This window comes from Flectobacillus major DSM 103 (assembly GCF_000427405.1).
Taxonomy (GTDB): Bacteria; Bacteroidota; Bacteroidia; order Cytophagales; family Spirosomataceae; genus Flectobacillus; species Flectobacillus major.
On record NZ_KE386491.1, the window covers coordinates 1,901,675 to 1,918,523 of the forward strand.

Consider the following 16,849-nt stretch of genomic DNA (forward strand, 5'->3'; position numbering starts at 1 on the left):
ATTATCGTTTTGAAACAGCAACTTGCCAACGCCAAGCATCAGCAAGAGCTTCTGCCAAGGTTTTTTCGGCTTTCCACCCCAATACTTCATTTGATTTTGTACAGTCGGCATACACCGCAGTAACATCACCTTCTCTTCTTGGTTTGATAGCGTAATCTACCTTGAGCCCTGTCGATGATTCAAACGCTTGAATAACTTCCAATACGGTACTACCTTTTCCAGTACCAATATTGAAAAAATCATAATATGTATTTTTGTCTTTTTGTTCTAATAATAACGCCAATGCCGAAACGTGAGCTTTGGCAAGGTCAACTACATGGATATAGTCACGCACAGCCGTGCCGTCTGAAGTTGGGTAGTCGTCGCCAAAAACAGACAATTGCCCCCTAAGCCCAGCTACTGTTTGGGTAATAAAAGGAACAAGGTTGGCAGGTACACCAATCGGCAATTCGCCAATAAGAGCACTTTCATGAGCCCCAATAGGGTTGAAGTATCGCAAAGAGATAGCCTTTAAGCCTTTTTCTGTAGCTACGGTATCGCTGATAATTTCTTCACAAATTTGTTTGGTGTTACCGTATGGAGAATTAGCAGGTTTTACCGATGATTTTTCTGTTACAGGCAATGCGTCGGGTTGGCCATAAACGGTACATGATGAAGAGAAAACCAAGTTGCTTACGCCATGTTCTTGCATTTTTTCGAGCATCAATACAGTTGCCGCTACATTATTTCTGTAGTATTTTAGCGGTTCTTTTACCGACTCGCCTACAGCTTTGTTGGCTGCAAAGTGAATAATACCATCGATTTGTTGCTCGGTAAATACCTTGTCCCAAGCGGCAGCATCATTAATATCGGCTTCGTAGTATTTTACAGATTGCCCGATAATTGTAGTAAGCCCATCTAGTACGGCTTTTTCGGAATTAGAGAAGTTGTCGAGGATAATAGATTCATAGCCTGCTTTGTATAATTCTACAACTGTATGCGAGCCAATGAATCCTGCTCCACCTGTAACGAGTATTTTCATAATTATTATGAATAAAGAAATGACGTTTTGAATAAGCAAAGTTAGTATAATCGAAATCTAAAAAAAATTATATTTCTTATTTATGAGTATTTGGCGTAAGTACTTGAACCTTGAAGCTTTATTTGTAGTTTTAAATGATAAATTGTATTTTCAATATATCATTTAATTTTTTAGTAATAATCGTACTTTTGAAGGTATATTTTTGTTTTTGTAATAGTTTGATAATGAATACCTTATAGGTATTGCCTAACGCTATAAATTGTTGTTGGATACGATATTTTAAAAATAGAGAATGGAATTAAATCAGTCGGAAATAAAAGCTCTTGTGTCGTTGTTGGATGACGATGATAATGAGGTAGTTACATTAGTGGAATCTAGGATTCGTTCTTTGGGCGGAAATATAATACCGTTCTTGGAAGACCGCTGGGAAGAATCTTCGCTCAGCCCTGTTATCCAAAAAAAATTAGAAGATTTGATCCACGATTTACAGTACGAGGCTTTCCAAAAGCGTATTATGGCTTGGTACGAAGCTGGTGGCGAAGATTTGCTAGAAGGAATGTGGGCTATAGCTACTTATCAGTATCCTGAGCTTTCGATTGAAAAACTTAAACAAGATTTAGAACAAGTATATTACGATATTTGGATGGAATTTCGGGATAATATGCACCCGATGGATCAAATTAAAGTGCTTAACTCGGTTATTTTTGCTAAGTTAAAATTTGGAGCTAATACCAAGCATTTTCATTCGGCATCTAACTCGATGATAAATATTGTGTTAGATTCAAAAAAAGGAAATCCTATTTCGTTGTGTGTGATTTACATGCTTATTGCTCAAAAACTAAACATGCCAGTGTTTGGGGTCAACTTGCCGAATTTATTTATTCTAACTTACAAGTCGGAACGGATGCAGTTTTATATTAATGTATTCAACCGAGGTTTGGTATTTAGCAAGGGCGATATAGATAATTATTTGTCGCAGTTGAATTTAAGCCCTAACGATATTTTTTATCAACCTTGTACCAATCTGGACATTATTAGAAGGGTGCTTCGAAACTTGATTTTGGCTTTTGAAAAAGTTGGCGACGACGACAAAGTCAAAGAGTTAGAGTTTATCTTGAATCAAATGTTATAATTGTTGGTAATTGGTGGCGTAAGGTAGAATGCTGAATTACGAATGCCTATTTTGAGGATTTATATAATAGGTACTTAAAAATCAGCATTCACTCTTAGAGAGTAACCGTTAAAATATAGTCATCTTGGTAATACACATTGAGCGTATGCGAACTTTCAGATTCGGTATGATGAATGATTTTGCCTGTAACCTGACTAATATTTTCGTCAAAATTGTCTAAAAAAATATGTTCTTTAAAGCTTAAGTTTTTTTTGCCATGCCATTTGTATAGACTTTCTTTGGCACACCAATAAATACATTTTTTTTGAAGGCTATTATTGGCTGCTATCAACTCGTTGGTTGATAGATATTTGTGGGCAACTCGGTTGAGTTTATCTGATATTTTTTCAATATCTATGCCAACGGGGCTATCTAAGCTGATACTTACTGCTGCATACAAATCGGTGTGAGTTATCGAAATGTGAGCAACATGATTATTAAGAGAAGGATTGCTATATTCGTCTTTGGCAACACCCCGATATTCGATACCCATTTGCTCACAAAGGTATTTGACGCAAGTTCTACTGGCCAACCATTCCAATTGCTTCTGAGGGTGTGTTACATTCGATAATTCTTGGATTTTATTTTCTGAAATACCTAAGTAAGAGGTATAAAACTGTAAATTCTCTTCAATTTTCCATAAGGCAATTTTGCTTGAAGGGTTGGTATGTTGACAAAAAACGAGCGACATTGATGTTGTTGGGTAGTTGAACTACAAATTTCAGAAACTTTATTAAAGAATCAAAACCATTGCCTTGTCCATTGTTCAATACATTTTTTGAAGGGTAGCCAAAATAGCGTATTTTTGCAAACCTAAATAGGCAACAAAACCTCGAAATTTGCCTAGTAATAAAGAAATAACGTATGCAAGTAGAAAAAATAGATACATTCTCTGGACATCGAGATTGCGTATATACCTTGGAAAAAGGCTCAGAGAATACTCACTTTTTTTCTGCAGGAGGCGATGGCTTGGTAGTAAGGTGGAATTTAAAAACCCCTGATGTTGGTGAGTTGTTTGCTCAAATACCATCTTCTATTTATGCGATTTGCTTTGATTCACAGCGGGAACACTTGTGGGTGGGCCAAAATTTTGATGGTATCCACCTGATAGATGCCAAAAATAAAAAAGAATTATCGTCGGTAAAGATTACCTCATCGTCTATATTCGTTATAAAGATTCATGACAATAGTGCCTTTGTTGGGCTTTCAGATGGAACAGTTGTGGTAATGGATGTAGCTCTTTTTCTAGTAAAAAAACATATCAAGGCTTCTGATAAAAGTGTTCGGAGTATAGATATTAATCCTTTTACCAACGAATTGGCGGTAGCCTACAGCGATTTTACTATCAAGATTTTTGATTTGAGTGATTTAACTTTAAAGCATATTATTCAAGCTCACCAAAATTCCGTTTTTACGGTAAAGTATTCTCCAGATTATCAATTTTTGCTGAGTGGTAGTCGAGATGCACACTTGAAGGTTTGGAAGGTAAGTGATAACTATACTATTCATCAAGATATAGTTGCACACTTGTTTGCTATCAACGATATTTGTTATCGCTCAGATGGTAAATTATTTGCTACCTGTAGCATGGACAAATCTATTAAAGTTTGGGACGCTCAAACATTTAAGTTGCTCAAAGTAATTGACCGAGCCAGACATGCAGGGCATGGAACATCTATCAATAAACTGCTATGGTCTGAATATGAAAATCTTTTAATATCTTCGTCCGACGATAAAAAGGTATCAGTATGGCAAATAAAAGAAAAAGTTTCATAAAAAGACGGTTCGAGTGCATAAATAGCGAATAAATAACTATATTAATTGATACCTTTGTAGAAGCAGACATCCTACGTGTTTTTGTCCTAAGTAAATTGCTTAGGATTTATTAATAAAATACAGATATGAGAATTACTCCCTTAGAAATCAGACAGCATACTTTTGATAAAAGTTTTAGAGGATATGATACCGAATCGGTTGACGCATTTTTATTATCCCTTTCGCAAGAATGGGAGCGTGTTGCCGAAGAAGTAAGAGTGACCAAACAGCAATTAGACAAAGCTGAACAAGAGGTTAATCGTGTCAAAGAAATAGAGACAAGTTTGTTCAAAACCCTAAAAGTAGCCGAAGATGCTCAGAAAGAGATTAATGATAAAGCCTATGCCGAAGCTGCCAAGATTGTAGATGAAGCCAAGGTAGAAGCTACAAAAATTATCGAAAATGCTCGTATCGAAGCCGATGCTATTGCTAATGAAGCCCGCAGAAATGCCAATATTACCGTTACCGATGCTGAAAGCAAGGCCACTTACTTGGTAGAAGATGCCGATAATAAACTGAAAAGTTTTGAGCGTGATACCAAAGCTCTGGAACGTTACAAAGATTTGTTAGTTCAAGAATTGAAAAAATTTGCTACCGATACTCTCGATAAGGTAGCGAAGTTTGAAGAACGTACAAGCGTTGCGACTGTCGTAGAACCAAGCAGTATCGACGTACCTATCGAGCCGATTACTGAACCTGTTCCAGAACAAGCTCATGCTGTTCCATTAGCAACAGAAGTTGCTACCGACGAGTCACCTGCCGAAGAACTTCCTTTGGTAGAGTTTGAACCCGCCAATGATTTTGACGATGAGAATGACGAGCTTCCAACAGTTTCGGCTATTGTTCACAACGAAGAAAAGCATTTGGCCGAGCCTTCAGACAGAGATGATGAAGAAGCAGAGTTGCCAACGTTGTCGGCTATTTTACAGCAAGACTTTATGGAGACAACTACCCTCGAATATGAAACAACGCATGAAGAGGCTGAAGCAGAGGAGTCGTCTAAAGAGGAAACCTCAACGATTCAAGACAATACCGAAAGTCTGATAAAAGAGGCTAAGTCCACAAAACGTCCTAAAAAATTGACAGATGGCAAAGACTTAGGCTTGCCAACGGTTTCGTCGGTAATGGAGGAATTTAAAAAAGACAATCCTGGTAGTATCAATAATGGGGGAGGTTCTTTTTTTGATTCGTTCTAATAACTGAGCGAATGAATAATAGAAATTTAACAGCCAATCAAGTTGATTTTGTAAAATTTACTATTGTCTAAGCCCCATAAAGTATTGCCTTGATACCCAAACAATATGTATAGTTTTGTGTCAGGTAGGAAACTACCTGACTTTTTTTTGTACTTTTAAAAAGATAATTTCAATGGGAACAATTTCATTAGAAGGTTTAGAGTTTTTTGCCTATCATGGTTTTTATGAAGAGGAAAGGAAAATGGGAAATAGATACCAAATCGATATTCAGATTACCACCGACTTTAGTGAAGCTGCCGAAAAAGACCAACTAAAAGCTACCGTAAACTATGTAGACCTTTATAATATTATAGCAGAAGTTATGAAAATAAAGGCAAAACTTCTTGAACACATCGGACAACTGATTATCGAAAAGGTTAGAGAGGTGTATCCTAATATCGACGAAGTTCAGGTAACTGTATCCAAGTTTAACCCACCAATAGGAGGGGTTTGTACTCGTGCAAAAGTTACGCTTCAAGGATAGAATCATACATAATCTTGTTTATATTTGTTTATTTATTGGTATCATTTTATACACAAATTTTCAATGGCTCATCAAGTCACAATTAAAGATATAGCAAGGCAATTAAATATTTCTGTTGCAACGGTTTCCAGAGCTCTTCGAGATATGCCAGATATCAAGCCTGAAACCAGACAGGCCGTGCTTGACTTGGCAAAGGAGTGGGACTACCAGCCCAACGTGTTAGCTACGAGTTTGGTAAAAAGTAGAACCAAAACATTAGGTGTTATTGTACCTGACTTAGGCTACCATTTCTTTTCGGCGGTAGTAAAAGGTATAGAAGCAGAAGCCTTTCATCGTGGGTATAGCCTATTACTTACCCAAACTGGTGAATCTTACGAACGAGAATTAATCAACCTCCAAACATTATCACGAGGGCAGGTAGAAGGGTTTATTATTTCGCTGTCGCAAGAAACTTCTAATTACGAACACCTCAAGCGTTTACAAAGAAAAGGTATTCCAATGGTATTTTTCGACAGAGATGCTGTTGAAATAGATGTATCCAAAGTGATGGTTGATAATGTTGGAGCTGCCTACGAAGCCGTACAACATTTACTAGATAATGGGTGTAAAAAAATTGCGATTTTGGCAGGGCCTAAAAATGTAACGGTAAGTAACCAACGATTAGAAGGGTACAAAAAAGCACTAAAAGATGCAGGTATTCAAGTAGATGAAGCATTGATTGTTCATGGTGAGTATAATTTAGAAAAAGCCATAGCTCTAACTACGCAGTTGGCCGAACTCAATGAAATCCCCGATGGACTTGTTGTAGTAAGCGACCGCCTAGCAGTAGGTTCAATCATGGCACTAAAAGCAAAAGGTATTAGAATTCCAGAAGATGTCGCTGTCGTAAGTTTCAACGACGAACCTATCTGCTCACTAATCACACCAACCCTGAGTAGCGTGGCTCAGCCCACAGCCGAAATAGGTAGAATGGCTACTTCACTATTAATAAACCAAATAGAAGATGGCGAAGAGTTTTATAAACCACAAGTAAGGGTTTTGAAAACAGAACTCAAAATCAGAGAATCGTCTAAAAGATATAGCTAAGCTAGTAGGCTTACATAGTATAACAGTAGCAATGTGACCCGATTTATCGGGTCACATTTTCTTTTATAAACACATTTGATTTTTGTTTGATAATGAGCCTTTAGCTATTATTTTCACTTGAATAATTACCAATAGTAATAATCAACAAATCGAAATGAGATAATTACCTCATTCCTAAAAACCAATTCATCAATGAAGAAACCCCTGTACGCCGCAGTGTTCCTGCTGGCATCGTTATCTGCGTATGCCCAACAGCCTCAAAGCTTGCCTCCCAATGCCAAGAAAAAATTAACTCATGATGTGTATGATGGATGGAAAGAAATTCCTGATAAACAAATTTCGCCCGACGGCAATCATATTGTTTATGCCTTGAACCCCCAAGAAGGTGATGGTCGTGTTGTAATTTATACTACCAAAACAGCCAAAGAGGATTCTGTAAGACGAGGTGCCGATATAACGCTTACCGACGATTCGCAATTTGCTGTTTTTAAGATAAAACCTCAACTAGCTTTGCTGAAAGACTTGAAACGCAAAAAGAAAAAAAAGGAGGATATGCCCAAAGACTCTTTGGCTATTTATGCTTTAAAGACGGGAGTCCTTACCAAAATCCCAAATATTGTTTCGGTTAAATTACCAGAAAAACAAGCTTCATGGGTGGCTTACCAAACAGAATCTATTGTTGGAAAAAATGCTACTCCTAAAGGTAAAGCTAAGAAGGAATCGGAAACCAATGGTTATAAATTAGTTGTACAAAAACTTACTGGACAAACCAAAGTTGAGTTTGGCTTTGTAACAGAATATGATTTTTCTAAGTTTGGTCAAAAAATAGTTTTTAGCACCACTGGCAATGATTCTACTTTACTATCGGGCGTTTATGTTTATGATGTAGCCACAGGAAATCTCCAAAGTGTTTTTCAGGAAAAAGGAAAATTCAAAAAGCTAAGTCTTTCCCAAGATGCCAATCAGGTAGCGTTTATTGCCGACCTTGATACCAATGCCAAGACACTCGTTAGGTTACCAAAGCTCTTTTATTGGAAAAGTGGTATGACTACCGCTCAAAAGGTTGTCGATGAGTCTCAGAGCTTTGCACCAGCTGGATGGCTACTTAGCGAGAATTATCAGCCTAAGTTTTCTAAAAATGGACAAAGGCTGTTTTTTGGAACAAATCCTCGTCCTATAGTACAAGACACGAGTTTGTTGGCCGAAGAGATTGTCAATGTAGAAGTTTGGCATTGGCAAGATAAAAAACTCCAAACCCAACAAAAGGTTACTTTGGAGGAAGATAAAAAACGCTCATATTTGGCATATCTCAATTTGATAGATATGAAGGTGACTCAGATTGGAACAAAAGATATTCCACAGGTAAGTTTAGATAAAGAGATTGCTAATGATATATTATTGATGACCACCGATGTACCTTATTCACAAGAACATTGGGATTGGAATACCAAAAGAGATGTGTATCTCTTTAATTTGAATGATGGGTCTAAAAAACAAATTGCAAAGGCATTACAAGGAATGCCAAGTTTGTCTCCAAACGCAAATTTTGTCACTTGGTGGTCACTTTCTGATACAGCTTGGTTTAGTTACTCTGTTAAGATGGATAAATTAGTAAAACTAACTGATAATAAGGCGATTAAGTGGTACGAAGAGGACGACGACCACCCCGACCTACCACCGTCGTATGGTATGGCAGGATGGCTAAATGACCAAGAAAAGCCCCTTTTAGCCCTTTATGAACGCTTTGACATTTGGTTATTTGACCCTTTTCTAGCATCTAAACCCGTACAAGCGACTCTCGGGCGGTTGTCGAAGACTAGAATGAGAGCCGTAAATCTGGATACCGATAGCAAATTCGTCGACCTACGATTAGTTACTACTTTTAATGAAACTACCAAGTCGGAGGGATACGCCAAACTTGGAGTAAATGCTAAAGGTGTCTGGGAAACTAAAAAATTAGTTGAAGAGGCTTGTATGTTTTCAAACCCAATCAAAGCTAAGCAGTCGGATAAGATAATCTTTACGAAACAAAACTTCCAACAATTCCCTAATATCTATTTATCGGATCTATCGTACAAAACCGTACAAAAGGTTTCAGAAGCTAACCCTCAACAAGCAGAATATTTATGGGGGACAGTTGAGTTGGTAAATTGGCAGTCTATCGACAACAAGCCATTGCAAGGATTATTGTATAAGCCCGAAAATTTTGATGCAAATAAAAAGTATCCAATGATTGTGTATTATTACGAACGCAATTCTGATAACCTTCACAATCATATTGTTCCTGCTCCAATTCGGTCGTATATCAACTATTCTTATTTTACATCAAATGGCTATATTGTATTTGTGCCTGATATAATTTATACAGTAGGAGAGCCTGGCAAAAATGCTTATAATTGTATTATTCCGGGAGTCGAAAAATTGACTAGTCAAGGATTTGTCAACAAAGACCGTATCGGAATTTCGGGGCATAGCTGGGGAGGCTATCAAACAGCCTACCTTGTAACACAAACAAATATCTTCAGAGCTGCCGAAGCTGGTGCTCCCGTTTCAAATATGACAAGTGCTTATGGTGGTATTCGTTGGGACTCAGGACTTTTACGCCAAGCTCAGTACGAAAGAACACAGTCGAGAATAGGAGGGACACTTTGGGAAAAGTTTGATAAATATGTAGAAAACTCACCACTGTTTTTTGCACCTAAAGTACAAACCCCATTATTGATGATGCATAACGACGATGACGGTGCTGTGCCATGGTATCAAGGTATTGAATATTATGCAGCCCTGAAGCGATTGAATAAACCTGTTTGGATGTTGAACTACAATGGCGAAAAGCATGGATTAACCCTTCGGAAAAATAGGAAGGATTTTGCCAAGCGGATGTATCAGTTCTTTGACCATTATTTGAAAGATGCACCTGCACCACTTTGGATGACAGAAGGTTTACCAATGATAGAAAAAGGAATAAATCAAAAATTAGAATTAAATAAATAGTAAACATGAGTTATCCCGAATTTTGGAACTAAGATTATTCTCCAACTATTTATCAAAAAAAGCGGTCGAAAATTTTTTTTCGACCGCTTTTTTTGATATTATTTTAGGCACACAATATTACGTATCTAAGATAAGGTAATCACCCATTCACTCAATTAGGAATGACACATGTTTATGCTTCATCTTCGTAAGTAATACCAATTGTTTCTAAATCATCTACCCCCAGCTCTGAAGGTTCAATCAATATCTTAATAGATTTAAGGTCATCATCTCGTCGCCATTCTTCGGCTGCATCATCCAGTATTGTCAAGATAATTTCACGTAACTCATCATTCTCTTCTGATAAGAACTCATCATAATTTCTAAAAACCAAGAAAATATTTTTCTCGCTGAGCCATTCTAAGTCATTAATCATTTCGTCGAAAGCATCTAAGTTAGCCCCAAATTCTTCAGGAAATTTTAAGCTTGCTGCGATATTAGTATAAAACTCTTTAACAGTTGTGTTTAATTCGCCATCCACCATTACAACTAAAGTTTTGTGGTCTGATATTTTTGTACACAAGTCACTGAGAATTTTGAAATTAGCCATAGTATTTTTAGTGTTGTAACTGTTTTGCAGGAATTAATTGGAAAGTACGGTAGTGGTCAGATGTATAATAGGCTTTTCCATCTGAGCCTGTTACCATTCTTTCAGCACCACGATTTTTCCCTTGTATTTTGGGGTTTACGTCCCATTCTTGATATACGATTTTTTGACCTTTTTCGTCTTCTGTTGGAAGTAATTTTTCGTAATTACTAAACTTTCTGCCACCCACATAACCTTCTTTGGCGCGGCCATTTTCTTTAACATATCGTAAAATATCAAAAGCTTTTTGAGGAATATCTCCAGTAGATTGGATACGTTGATTTTGAGCGTTTTGACGACTTTTATAGTCATATAGCTCTTTATCGTGTTTGGCTCTATGTTTTTTCTTTTTACTTTGAAAGTCATACTGATGCTCTTGGACAGAAGCCGAGGTAACAAAAGAAGAGCTTCCTAGTAAAAAAATGACAAGCAAGAAAAGGCCTTTTATATATTTGAGAATTGACATGAAATAGAATGGTTATATATTTTCGGTAAAGCTACAAAATTATCTAAACGAGATAACGTTATAGAGGTAATAAACCCCAAAAAAACAGTAATTACTTTAAAATGAGATACTCAATAACGCCCCAAATATGTCAATTGTTGTACCAATAATTAGATTCCTATTAAAATGCTATAACAGGTAGGATACATTCTTCTCTGAGATTTGCAAACCCCCAAAAAATTCACGAAATTTGTATAAATAGGCTAATTTTTGGTATTTAGTCCATTGATATGGAAGCGTAAATTTCCGTAATATTTACCTTGATTGAAAGGATGTGTAGGCATTTTTATGCGTGAACAGATGTACTTTCAGGCCAGTGTCTAAATGTCCCAAATTCGTAATCAAATAATATGTCAGAACAATTTAGTAACATTATCCCCATCAACATTGAAGACGAAATGCGGGGAGCGTACATTGACTATTCAATGTCCGTAATCGTTTCCCGTGCCCTACCTGATGTCCGCGACGGATTAAAACCTGTTCATCGAAGAGTACTCTATGGTATGGACGAATTGGGCGTTAATTATAATAAGTCCTATAAGAAATCAGCCCGTATCGTTGGTGAAGTTTTAGGTAAATATCACCCTCATGGCGACTCATCTGTGTACGATACCATGGTTCGTATGGCTCAAGAGTGGTCTTTGCGTTATCCATTAGTGGATGGACAAGGAAACTTTGGTTCTATCGATGGTGATTTCCCGGCAGCAATGCGTTATACGGAAGCTCGCTTGAAAAGAATTGCGGAAGAATTACTGGGCGATATTAACAAAGAAACAGTTGATTTTCAACCCAACTTTGATGATTCCTTAGAAGAACCTACCGTACTTCCTGCCAAAATCCCCAACTTGCTATTGAATGGTACATCGGGTATTGCTGTAGGTATGGCTACCAATATGGCTCCTCATAATTTGAGCGAAGTTGTAGACGGTATCGAGGCTTATATCAATAACCGTGATATTACTATTCTTGAATTGATGGAGTATGTAAAAGCTCCCGATTTTCCAACAGGCGGTACTATTTATGGTGTTCAGGGTATCAAAAATGCTTTTGAAACAGGCCGTGGACGTATTGTGGTAAGAGGTAACGCTACTTTTGAAACCTCAAAAACAGGGAAAGAGCAAATTATCGTTTCCGAAATTCCATATATGGTCAATAAGGCTTCCTTGATTAAGCAATGTGCCGACCTCGTAAACGATAAAAAAATTGAAGGTATTTCCGAAATTCGTGATGAGTCGGATCGTCAAGGTATGCGTGTGGTATTTGACCTCAAGCGCGATGCCGTTCCAAACGTAGTACTCAATAACTTGTATAAGTATTCGGCTTTACAATCTTCTTTCAGTGTCAATAATGTTGCCTTGGTGAAAGGTCGCCCAATGACATTGAATTTGAAAGACTTGATTCACTATTTTGTGGAACACCGCAACGAAGTAATCGTTCGTCGTACACAGTATGATTTGAGAGAAGCTCAAAAAAGAGCTCATATCTTAGAAGGTTTTATTATTGCCCTCGACAACCTCGATGCAGTGATAAAATTGATTCGTGAGTCAAGAGATCCAAATGCTGCTCAACAAGGTTTAACTTCTACCTTTGGTTTGTCGGATATTCAAGCAAAAGCAATTCTTGAAATGCGTCTCCAACGCTTAACTGGCATGGAACGTGACAAGATTATTGCTGAATACGAAGAAATCCAACGACAAATCAAGGATTTAGAGGATATTTTGGCAAGACCAGAGCGTCAGCTAGAAATTATCAAAGCTGAATTGAAGGAAATCAAAGAACGTTATGGTGACGAGCGTCGTACTCAAATCAACATGACCGACGATGAATTCTCGGTAGAAGATATGATTGCTGATGACGAAATGCTGATTACTGTTTCGGCTCAAGGCTATATCAAACGAACCCCTCTTTCAGAGTACAAAGCACAAGGACGTGGTGGTGTAGGCTCACGTGCAGTAGCTACTAAAGACGACGATTATACCGAACACTTATTTACAGCAACCATGCACAACTGGTTGTTGTTCTTTACAGAAAGAGGTAAGTGTTTCTGGCTCAGAGTATATGCTGTGCCTGAAGGTTCAAAAAATGCTAAAGGTCGACCTATCCAAAACTTGATGAATATTGAAAGCGGCGATTCTATTCGCTCAGTAATCAATGTAAAATCAATTACTGATGCCGACTATATCAATAATAATTTTATTGTGATGTGTACAGAAGACGGTACTATCAAGAAAACTTCACTTGAAGCGTACTCTCGTCCTCGTCAAAATGGTATCATTGCAGTAACAATTCGTGAAGGCGACAGACTATTGGATGTAGCCTTAACCAATGGTAACAACCATATTATTATTGCTACCAACTCAGGAAGAGCTGTACACTTTGAAGAAAGCCGTGTTCGTCCGATGGGGCGTTCGGCAGCTGGTGTAAAAGGTATCTGGCTCGACGAAGAAATACCAACAGAAAAAGTAATTGGTATGGTATGTATCGAAAATCCAGAAACTCAACAGCTTTTGGTAGTATCTGAAAAAGGTTTTGGTAAACGCTCAGATGTTGAAGATTATCGCCTAACCAACCGTGGTGGTAAAGGGGTAAAAGCCTTAAATATTACCGATAAAACAGGTAACTTGGTAGCTATCAAGGAAGTAAACGATAATAACGACCTGATGATTATTACTAAAGCAGGTATTTTGATTCGTATTGCAGTAGCTGATTTGCGTGTAATGGGCCGTAATACTCAGGGTGTTAAGTTAATTCGTTTGAAAAATGAGTCAGATGAAATTTCTTCTGTAACTAAAATTGTAAAAGATCCAGAAGAAGAAGTTACTGAAACAGACCCAGAAGTTATCGTAAAGCCTGAAAACACAGAGAATACAGAAGGAAATTCTGAAGCGTAGTCATGAGTAATTTAGGCAGAATAGGGGATAAGCCTTTTTCTGCCTAAATTTTTATAAATTTTTTGTCTTTTTATAGTACAACTAGAGGCAAATTTGCCAAAATAGCATTTTCTTTGATATGCTATTTTACTTTTTTAAAACCAAACCATTTACCAAACAATGAGAAAACTAACATTTGCTCTTTTTACAGTTGTGATGACAGGAGGAGCAACTTATGCACAAACAGACAAGTTGCTTTTGGAAGCTCAACGTAAAACGATTTTAGAAGCTAGAAAAAAAGCAGACGAGGCCATTACTAAAAAAGATTCAGTAAAAGCAAAAACATGGTTGACAAGAGCCGAAGCTTATTTAGATTTAGCTAACTCACAAGATGCCGAGTTGACCAATCAAGTACCTGATGCAGCGTTTACGGCTGTTGCTTCTTTGAAAAAAGCTATTTCATTAGATGTTAAAGATGGCAAAGAGGGTTCTGTAGCTGCTGCTGCTAAAAAATTCTTAGATGTTACTTATTCTAAAGAAGGTAAAGCAGAAGGAGATGGGCTGAAACTCTACGGTGCATTTATGAATGCAGGTATTGCTAAATACCAAGCCAAAGATTATGTTGGAGCATTGAAAGACTTACAAATGGCTTCTCAAGTAAGTTCAAAAGATACTACTGCTGCCATGTATACAGGTATTATTGGACAAATGGCCAAAGATGAAAGTGCTGCAAAAACTGGTTTTGAGAAATTCATCGCTTTAGGAGGTAAAGACCCAGGTATTTTCTACAGTTTGACTCAAATCTATAAAGATGAGAAAAACGAAGAAAAAGCATTAGCCACATTAGAAAAAGGTATCCAATTGCACCCTGAAAACAAGGATTTGAAAAACGAGAAAATCAACTTGTACTTGGCGTTCAAAAAAATCGACCTTGCTATTGCAGATTTACAATCGGTTGTTAATAAAGACCCATCTAATGTTCAGACTGTACTTAACTTGGCAATTCTTTTTGACAATAAAGCTGAACAATACAATGCTGAGATTCGTGAAATCAAAGATAAGTTAGCTGAGAATGACACAGAAGGAGTGAAGAAGAAAATCGCTGCTCAAAAAGATAAAGTAGACGCTTTTGAATCAGAAATCAAAAGATTAACTGATAAAATCAAAAAAGACCCTAAATCGGCTGTAGCAACAAAAAAACAAATTGCTGAAATTACTAAGCAAAGAGATGCTGAAAAAGCTGAATTAGAAAATTTGAATGCTGAATTGGCTAAGAAAGCTTCTGCATCGGGTAATGTAGCTGAATTGACTGCTAAATTGAACGAATTGCAAGAAAAACAAAAAGCAGCCAAAGCTCAGGCTTTAGTAAACTACGACAAAGCTTTGAAAGCTGATCCAAATAACTACGATGTAAACTACAACTTAGGTGTTATTGCTTTTAACGAAGCTGTTGTATTGAACAAGAAAGTAGGCGACATGGCAATGGATGAGTATAAGAAAGATGGTAAAGCCGCTGAAGCAACAAGAGATGCGAAATTTAAAGAGGCTTTAAATTTCTTTGAAAAAGCTTACTCAATCAAAAAAGAAGATGAAGTAAAAGAAAACTTGAAGCAATTGTACCGAGTTTTGAAAATGGAAGATAAATTGAAGGAATTAGGAGAATAGTCTGTTCTGACAAATTATTAATTAAAAAATCCGTAAGCGTTACGCTTACGGATTTTTTTTGTACATAAAAGTATTCTTTCAATCAAGGATTTACAGGAGAGTCTTATTTTTTCAAAGTTATATTTAACATAATATAAATTATAAAACATTTATATTTTTATAGAAATGACCTTATTTACAGTACTTTACGGAGTAGTAGCTTGCATTAGTACTCTTCTTAATAACATTAAGTACTCTGCAAGTATCTCTACTTGAATCCACTTAATAGTTATTGTATTTCATATAATTATATCAAAAATAGCCCAGAAATAGTAAAATTTTGAATCGCCTGAGAATCGCGTATTTAAAATTATCAGTACTATTATCCAGAATATTCATTTCTGAGGAATGATGAATTTTGTCTAAAAAATCAAAAAAGCGTCCATGAATCAGTTCATGAACGCCCGGAGTTACTGGAGAATCGCTTCAAGATTCGCTGGTGAATAATTGACCGATTTTAGGATTTTATTATCGGCTCTACGGTATACCAAGTACTTGTCGCCATCCTCTTGAATATAAGCTTCTGTACCATCTTTATCAAAATAGAATTTTATAGTCTGCTCGGCTTCTTCCAGAGTACTACAAGCCTTGCTCATATTAGAGCGTTGTACTTCGTTAAATAGTGCCACAAATTTATCGCCCAAGCCAAACTCTAATACTGCCCCCGAAAGTACATATTGAATATCGCACAAAGCATCTGCAATTTCGACAATATCATTATTCTTAATACCTTCTTCTAGTTCTTTTAATTCTTCAGCAATAAGACTTACCCTAAGGCTTGTTCTCTCTGCAGCAGGTATTTGTGGGGTCGCTAATATAGGAGCTTTAAATGTTTTATGAAATAATGCAACCTGATTAAGTGAATCCAATTTTTCCATGTATCTCAGTAATGAATGTTGTTTATCTAAAATAACTGCAAGTTAGCCTATTCTGAGCTATTGATAATTACCAAACAAGAATATTTCCCAATAAAATATTAAATCAATGTTTTTGTTATATTTATCACGGATATTTGTCGTTTAAATATATAATTTACCCAATATGTAACTAGTTGATATTCAGGTGTTTATATATCCACGTGGAACAGTTTACTGAATTGCTGTTTTTCACGATAAAAAAGAAGAATTTTGAGTGTAGTTATTAGTTAATAAAATAGGTTAAGTGCCTTATAGTCAGATTGTTGTATTGTTATGAGGGCGCTAAATAAGTATAAAGTGGTATGAGAGAGCTTAAAATAATATATAGCTCTATGATGATATGGGTAGGTAGGGCTTATAGATAAAGACCTAATTATTGGAAAGGGATAGAAGGTAAGCAAACTGGGAAAGAGATAAATGAT

The 16,849-nt window shown here is 36.7% G+C and carries 13 protein-coding genes; 8 read left to right on the forward strand and 5 right to left on the reverse strand.

Going from position 1 to position 16,849, the window contains the following annotated elements:
- Position 1 precedes the first annotated feature (1 nt).
- Positions 2–1,021 carry a UDP-glucose 4-epimerase GalE gene (galE, locus tag FLEMA_RS0109840; protein WP_026995332.1) on the reverse strand — a complete coding sequence of 340 codons (1,020 nt, stop codon included), beginning with the start codon at positions 1,019–1,021 and terminating at the stop codon, positions 2–4.
- A gap of 292 nt (positions 1,022–1,313) precedes the next feature.
- Here galE and FLEMA_RS0109845 point away from each other — a divergent pair, with 292 nt between their 5' ends.
- The gene (locus FLEMA_RS0109845) at positions 1,314–2,153 is read left to right on the forward strand and encodes a transglutaminase-like domain-containing protein (RefSeq protein ID WP_026995333.1); all 840 of its coding nucleotides are present in this window, start codon (positions 1,314–1,316) and stop codon (positions 2,151–2,153) included.
- Positions 2,154–2,247: 94 nt separating this feature from the next.
- On the opposite strand, the gene FLEMA_RS0109850 is transcribed toward FLEMA_RS0109845, so the two are convergent.
- The gene (locus FLEMA_RS0109850) at positions 2,248–2,883 is read right to left on the reverse strand and encodes a 4'-phosphopantetheinyl transferase family protein (protein WP_026995334.1); all 636 of its coding nucleotides are present in this window, start codon (positions 2,881–2,883) and stop codon (positions 2,248–2,250) included.
- 173 nt (positions 2,884–3,056) lie between these two features.
- Between FLEMA_RS0109850 and FLEMA_RS0109855 the strand changes: the two genes are divergently transcribed.
- From FLEMA_RS0109855 to FLEMA_RS0109875, 5 genes are all read left to right on the forward strand, one after another.
- Positions 3,057–3,968 (forward strand): WD40 repeat domain-containing protein, encoded by a 912-nt coding sequence (locus tag FLEMA_RS0109855; RefSeq protein WP_026995335.1) that lies wholly within the window; start codon positions 3,057–3,059, stop codon positions 3,966–3,968.
- Between the two features lie 125 nt (positions 3,969–4,093).
- The gene (locus tag FLEMA_RS76080) at positions 4,094–5,203 is read left to right on the forward strand and encodes a DivIVA domain-containing protein (protein ID WP_052354050.1); all 1,110 of its coding nucleotides are present in this window, start codon (positions 4,094–4,096) and stop codon (positions 5,201–5,203) included.
- Positions 5,204–5,375: 172 nt separating this feature from the next.
- Positions 5,376–5,726, forward strand: coding sequence for a dihydroneopterin aldolase (gene folB / locus FLEMA_RS0109865; RefSeq protein WP_026995336.1), 351 nt, complete (start codon positions 5,376–5,378; stop codon positions 5,724–5,726).
- Positions 5,727–5,789: 63 nt separating this feature from the next.
- Positions 5,790–6,812, forward strand: coding sequence for a LacI family DNA-binding transcriptional regulator (locus tag FLEMA_RS0109870; RefSeq protein ID WP_044171197.1), 1,023 nt, complete (start codon positions 5,790–5,792; stop codon positions 6,810–6,812).
- Positions 6,813–7,004: 192 nt separating this feature from the next.
- Positions 7,005–9,806: an alpha/beta hydrolase family protein gene (locus FLEMA_RS0109875; RefSeq protein ID WP_026995338.1), complete on the forward strand. Its 2,802-nt coding sequence runs from the start codon at positions 7,005–7,007 to the stop codon at positions 9,804–9,806.
- Between the two features lie 172 nt (positions 9,807–9,978).
- Here the strand turns inward: FLEMA_RS0109875 and FLEMA_RS68110 are convergent, their stop codons facing one another.
- Together FLEMA_RS68110 and FLEMA_RS68115 are read right to left on the reverse strand one after the other, a co-directional pair.
- Positions 9,979–10,395: a barstar family protein gene (locus FLEMA_RS68110; protein ID WP_052354051.1), complete on the reverse strand. Its 417-nt coding sequence runs from the start codon at positions 10,393–10,395 to the stop codon at positions 9,979–9,981.
- Positions 10,396–10,402: 7 nt separating this feature from the next.
- Positions 10,403–10,897, reverse strand: coding sequence for a guanyl-specific ribonuclease (locus tag FLEMA_RS68115; protein ID WP_044171199.1), 495 nt, complete (start codon positions 10,895–10,897; stop codon positions 10,403–10,405).
- Between the two features lie 389 nt (positions 10,898–11,286).
- Between FLEMA_RS68115 and gyrA the strand changes: the two genes are divergently transcribed.
- Positions 11,287–13,827, forward strand: coding sequence for a DNA gyrase subunit A (gene gyrA / locus FLEMA_RS0109890; protein ID WP_026995339.1), 2,541 nt, complete (start codon positions 11,287–11,289; stop codon positions 13,825–13,827).
- Between the two features lie 159 nt (positions 13,828–13,986).
- Positions 13,987–15,471 carry a tetratricopeptide repeat protein gene (locus FLEMA_RS0109895; protein ID WP_026995340.1) on the forward strand — a complete coding sequence of 495 codons (1,485 nt, stop codon included), beginning with the start codon at positions 13,987–13,989 and terminating at the stop codon, positions 15,469–15,471.
- Positions 15,472–15,920: 449 nt separating this feature from the next.
- On the opposite strand, the gene FLEMA_RS0109900 is transcribed toward FLEMA_RS0109895, so the two are convergent.
- On the reverse strand, positions 15,921–16,388 hold the full coding sequence (locus FLEMA_RS0109900; protein ID WP_026995341.1) for a pyrophosphohydrolase domain-containing protein: 468 nt from the start codon (positions 16,386–16,388) through the stop codon (positions 15,921–15,923).
- Positions 16,389–16,849: the final 461 nt, after the last annotated feature.

Coding starts and splice junctions, on each gene's coding strand:
- FLEMA_RS0109895 (WP_026995340.1), top strand. CDS start 13,987: ATGAGAAAACTAACATTTGCTCTTTTTACAGTTGTGATGACAGGAGGA.
- FLEMA_RS76080 (WP_052354050.1), top strand. CDS start 4,094: ATGAGAATTACTCCCTTAGAAATCAGACAGCATACTTTTGATAAAAGT.
- FLEMA_RS68110 (WP_052354051.1), bottom strand. CDS start 10,395: ATGGCTAATTTCAAAATTCTCAGTGACTTGTGTACAAAAATATCAGAC.
- FLEMA_RS0109900 (WP_026995341.1), bottom strand. CDS start 16,388: ATGGAAAAATTGGATTCACTTAATCAGGTTGCATTATTTCATAAAACA.
- FLEMA_RS68115 (WP_044171199.1), bottom strand. CDS start 10,897: ATGTCAATTCTCAAATATATAAAAGGCCTTTTCTTGCTTGTCATTTTT.
- gyrA (WP_026995339.1), top strand. CDS start 11,287: ATGTCAGAACAATTTAGTAACATTATCCCCATCAACATTGAAGACGAA.
- FLEMA_RS0109870 (WP_044171197.1), top strand. CDS start 5,790: ATGGCTCATCAAGTCACAATTAAAGATATAGCAAGGCAATTAAATATT.
- FLEMA_RS0109850 (WP_026995334.1), bottom strand. CDS start 2,883: ATGTCGCTCGTTTTTTGTCAACATACCAACCCTTCAAGCAAAATTGCC.
- FLEMA_RS0109875 (WP_026995338.1), top strand. CDS start 7,005: ATGAAGAAACCCCTGTACGCCGCAGTGTTCCTGCTGGCATCGTTATCT.
- folB (WP_026995336.1), top strand. CDS start 5,376: ATGGGAACAATTTCATTAGAAGGTTTAGAGTTTTTTGCCTATCATGGT.
- FLEMA_RS0109855 (WP_026995335.1), top strand. CDS start 3,057: ATGCAAGTAGAAAAAATAGATACATTCTCTGGACATCGAGATTGCGTA.
- galE (WP_026995332.1), bottom strand. CDS start 1,021: ATGAAAATACTCGTTACAGGTGGAGCAGGATTCATTGGCTCGCATACA.
- FLEMA_RS0109845 (WP_026995333.1), top strand. CDS start 1,314: ATGGAATTAAATCAGTCGGAAATAAAAGCTCTTGTGTCGTTGTTGGAT.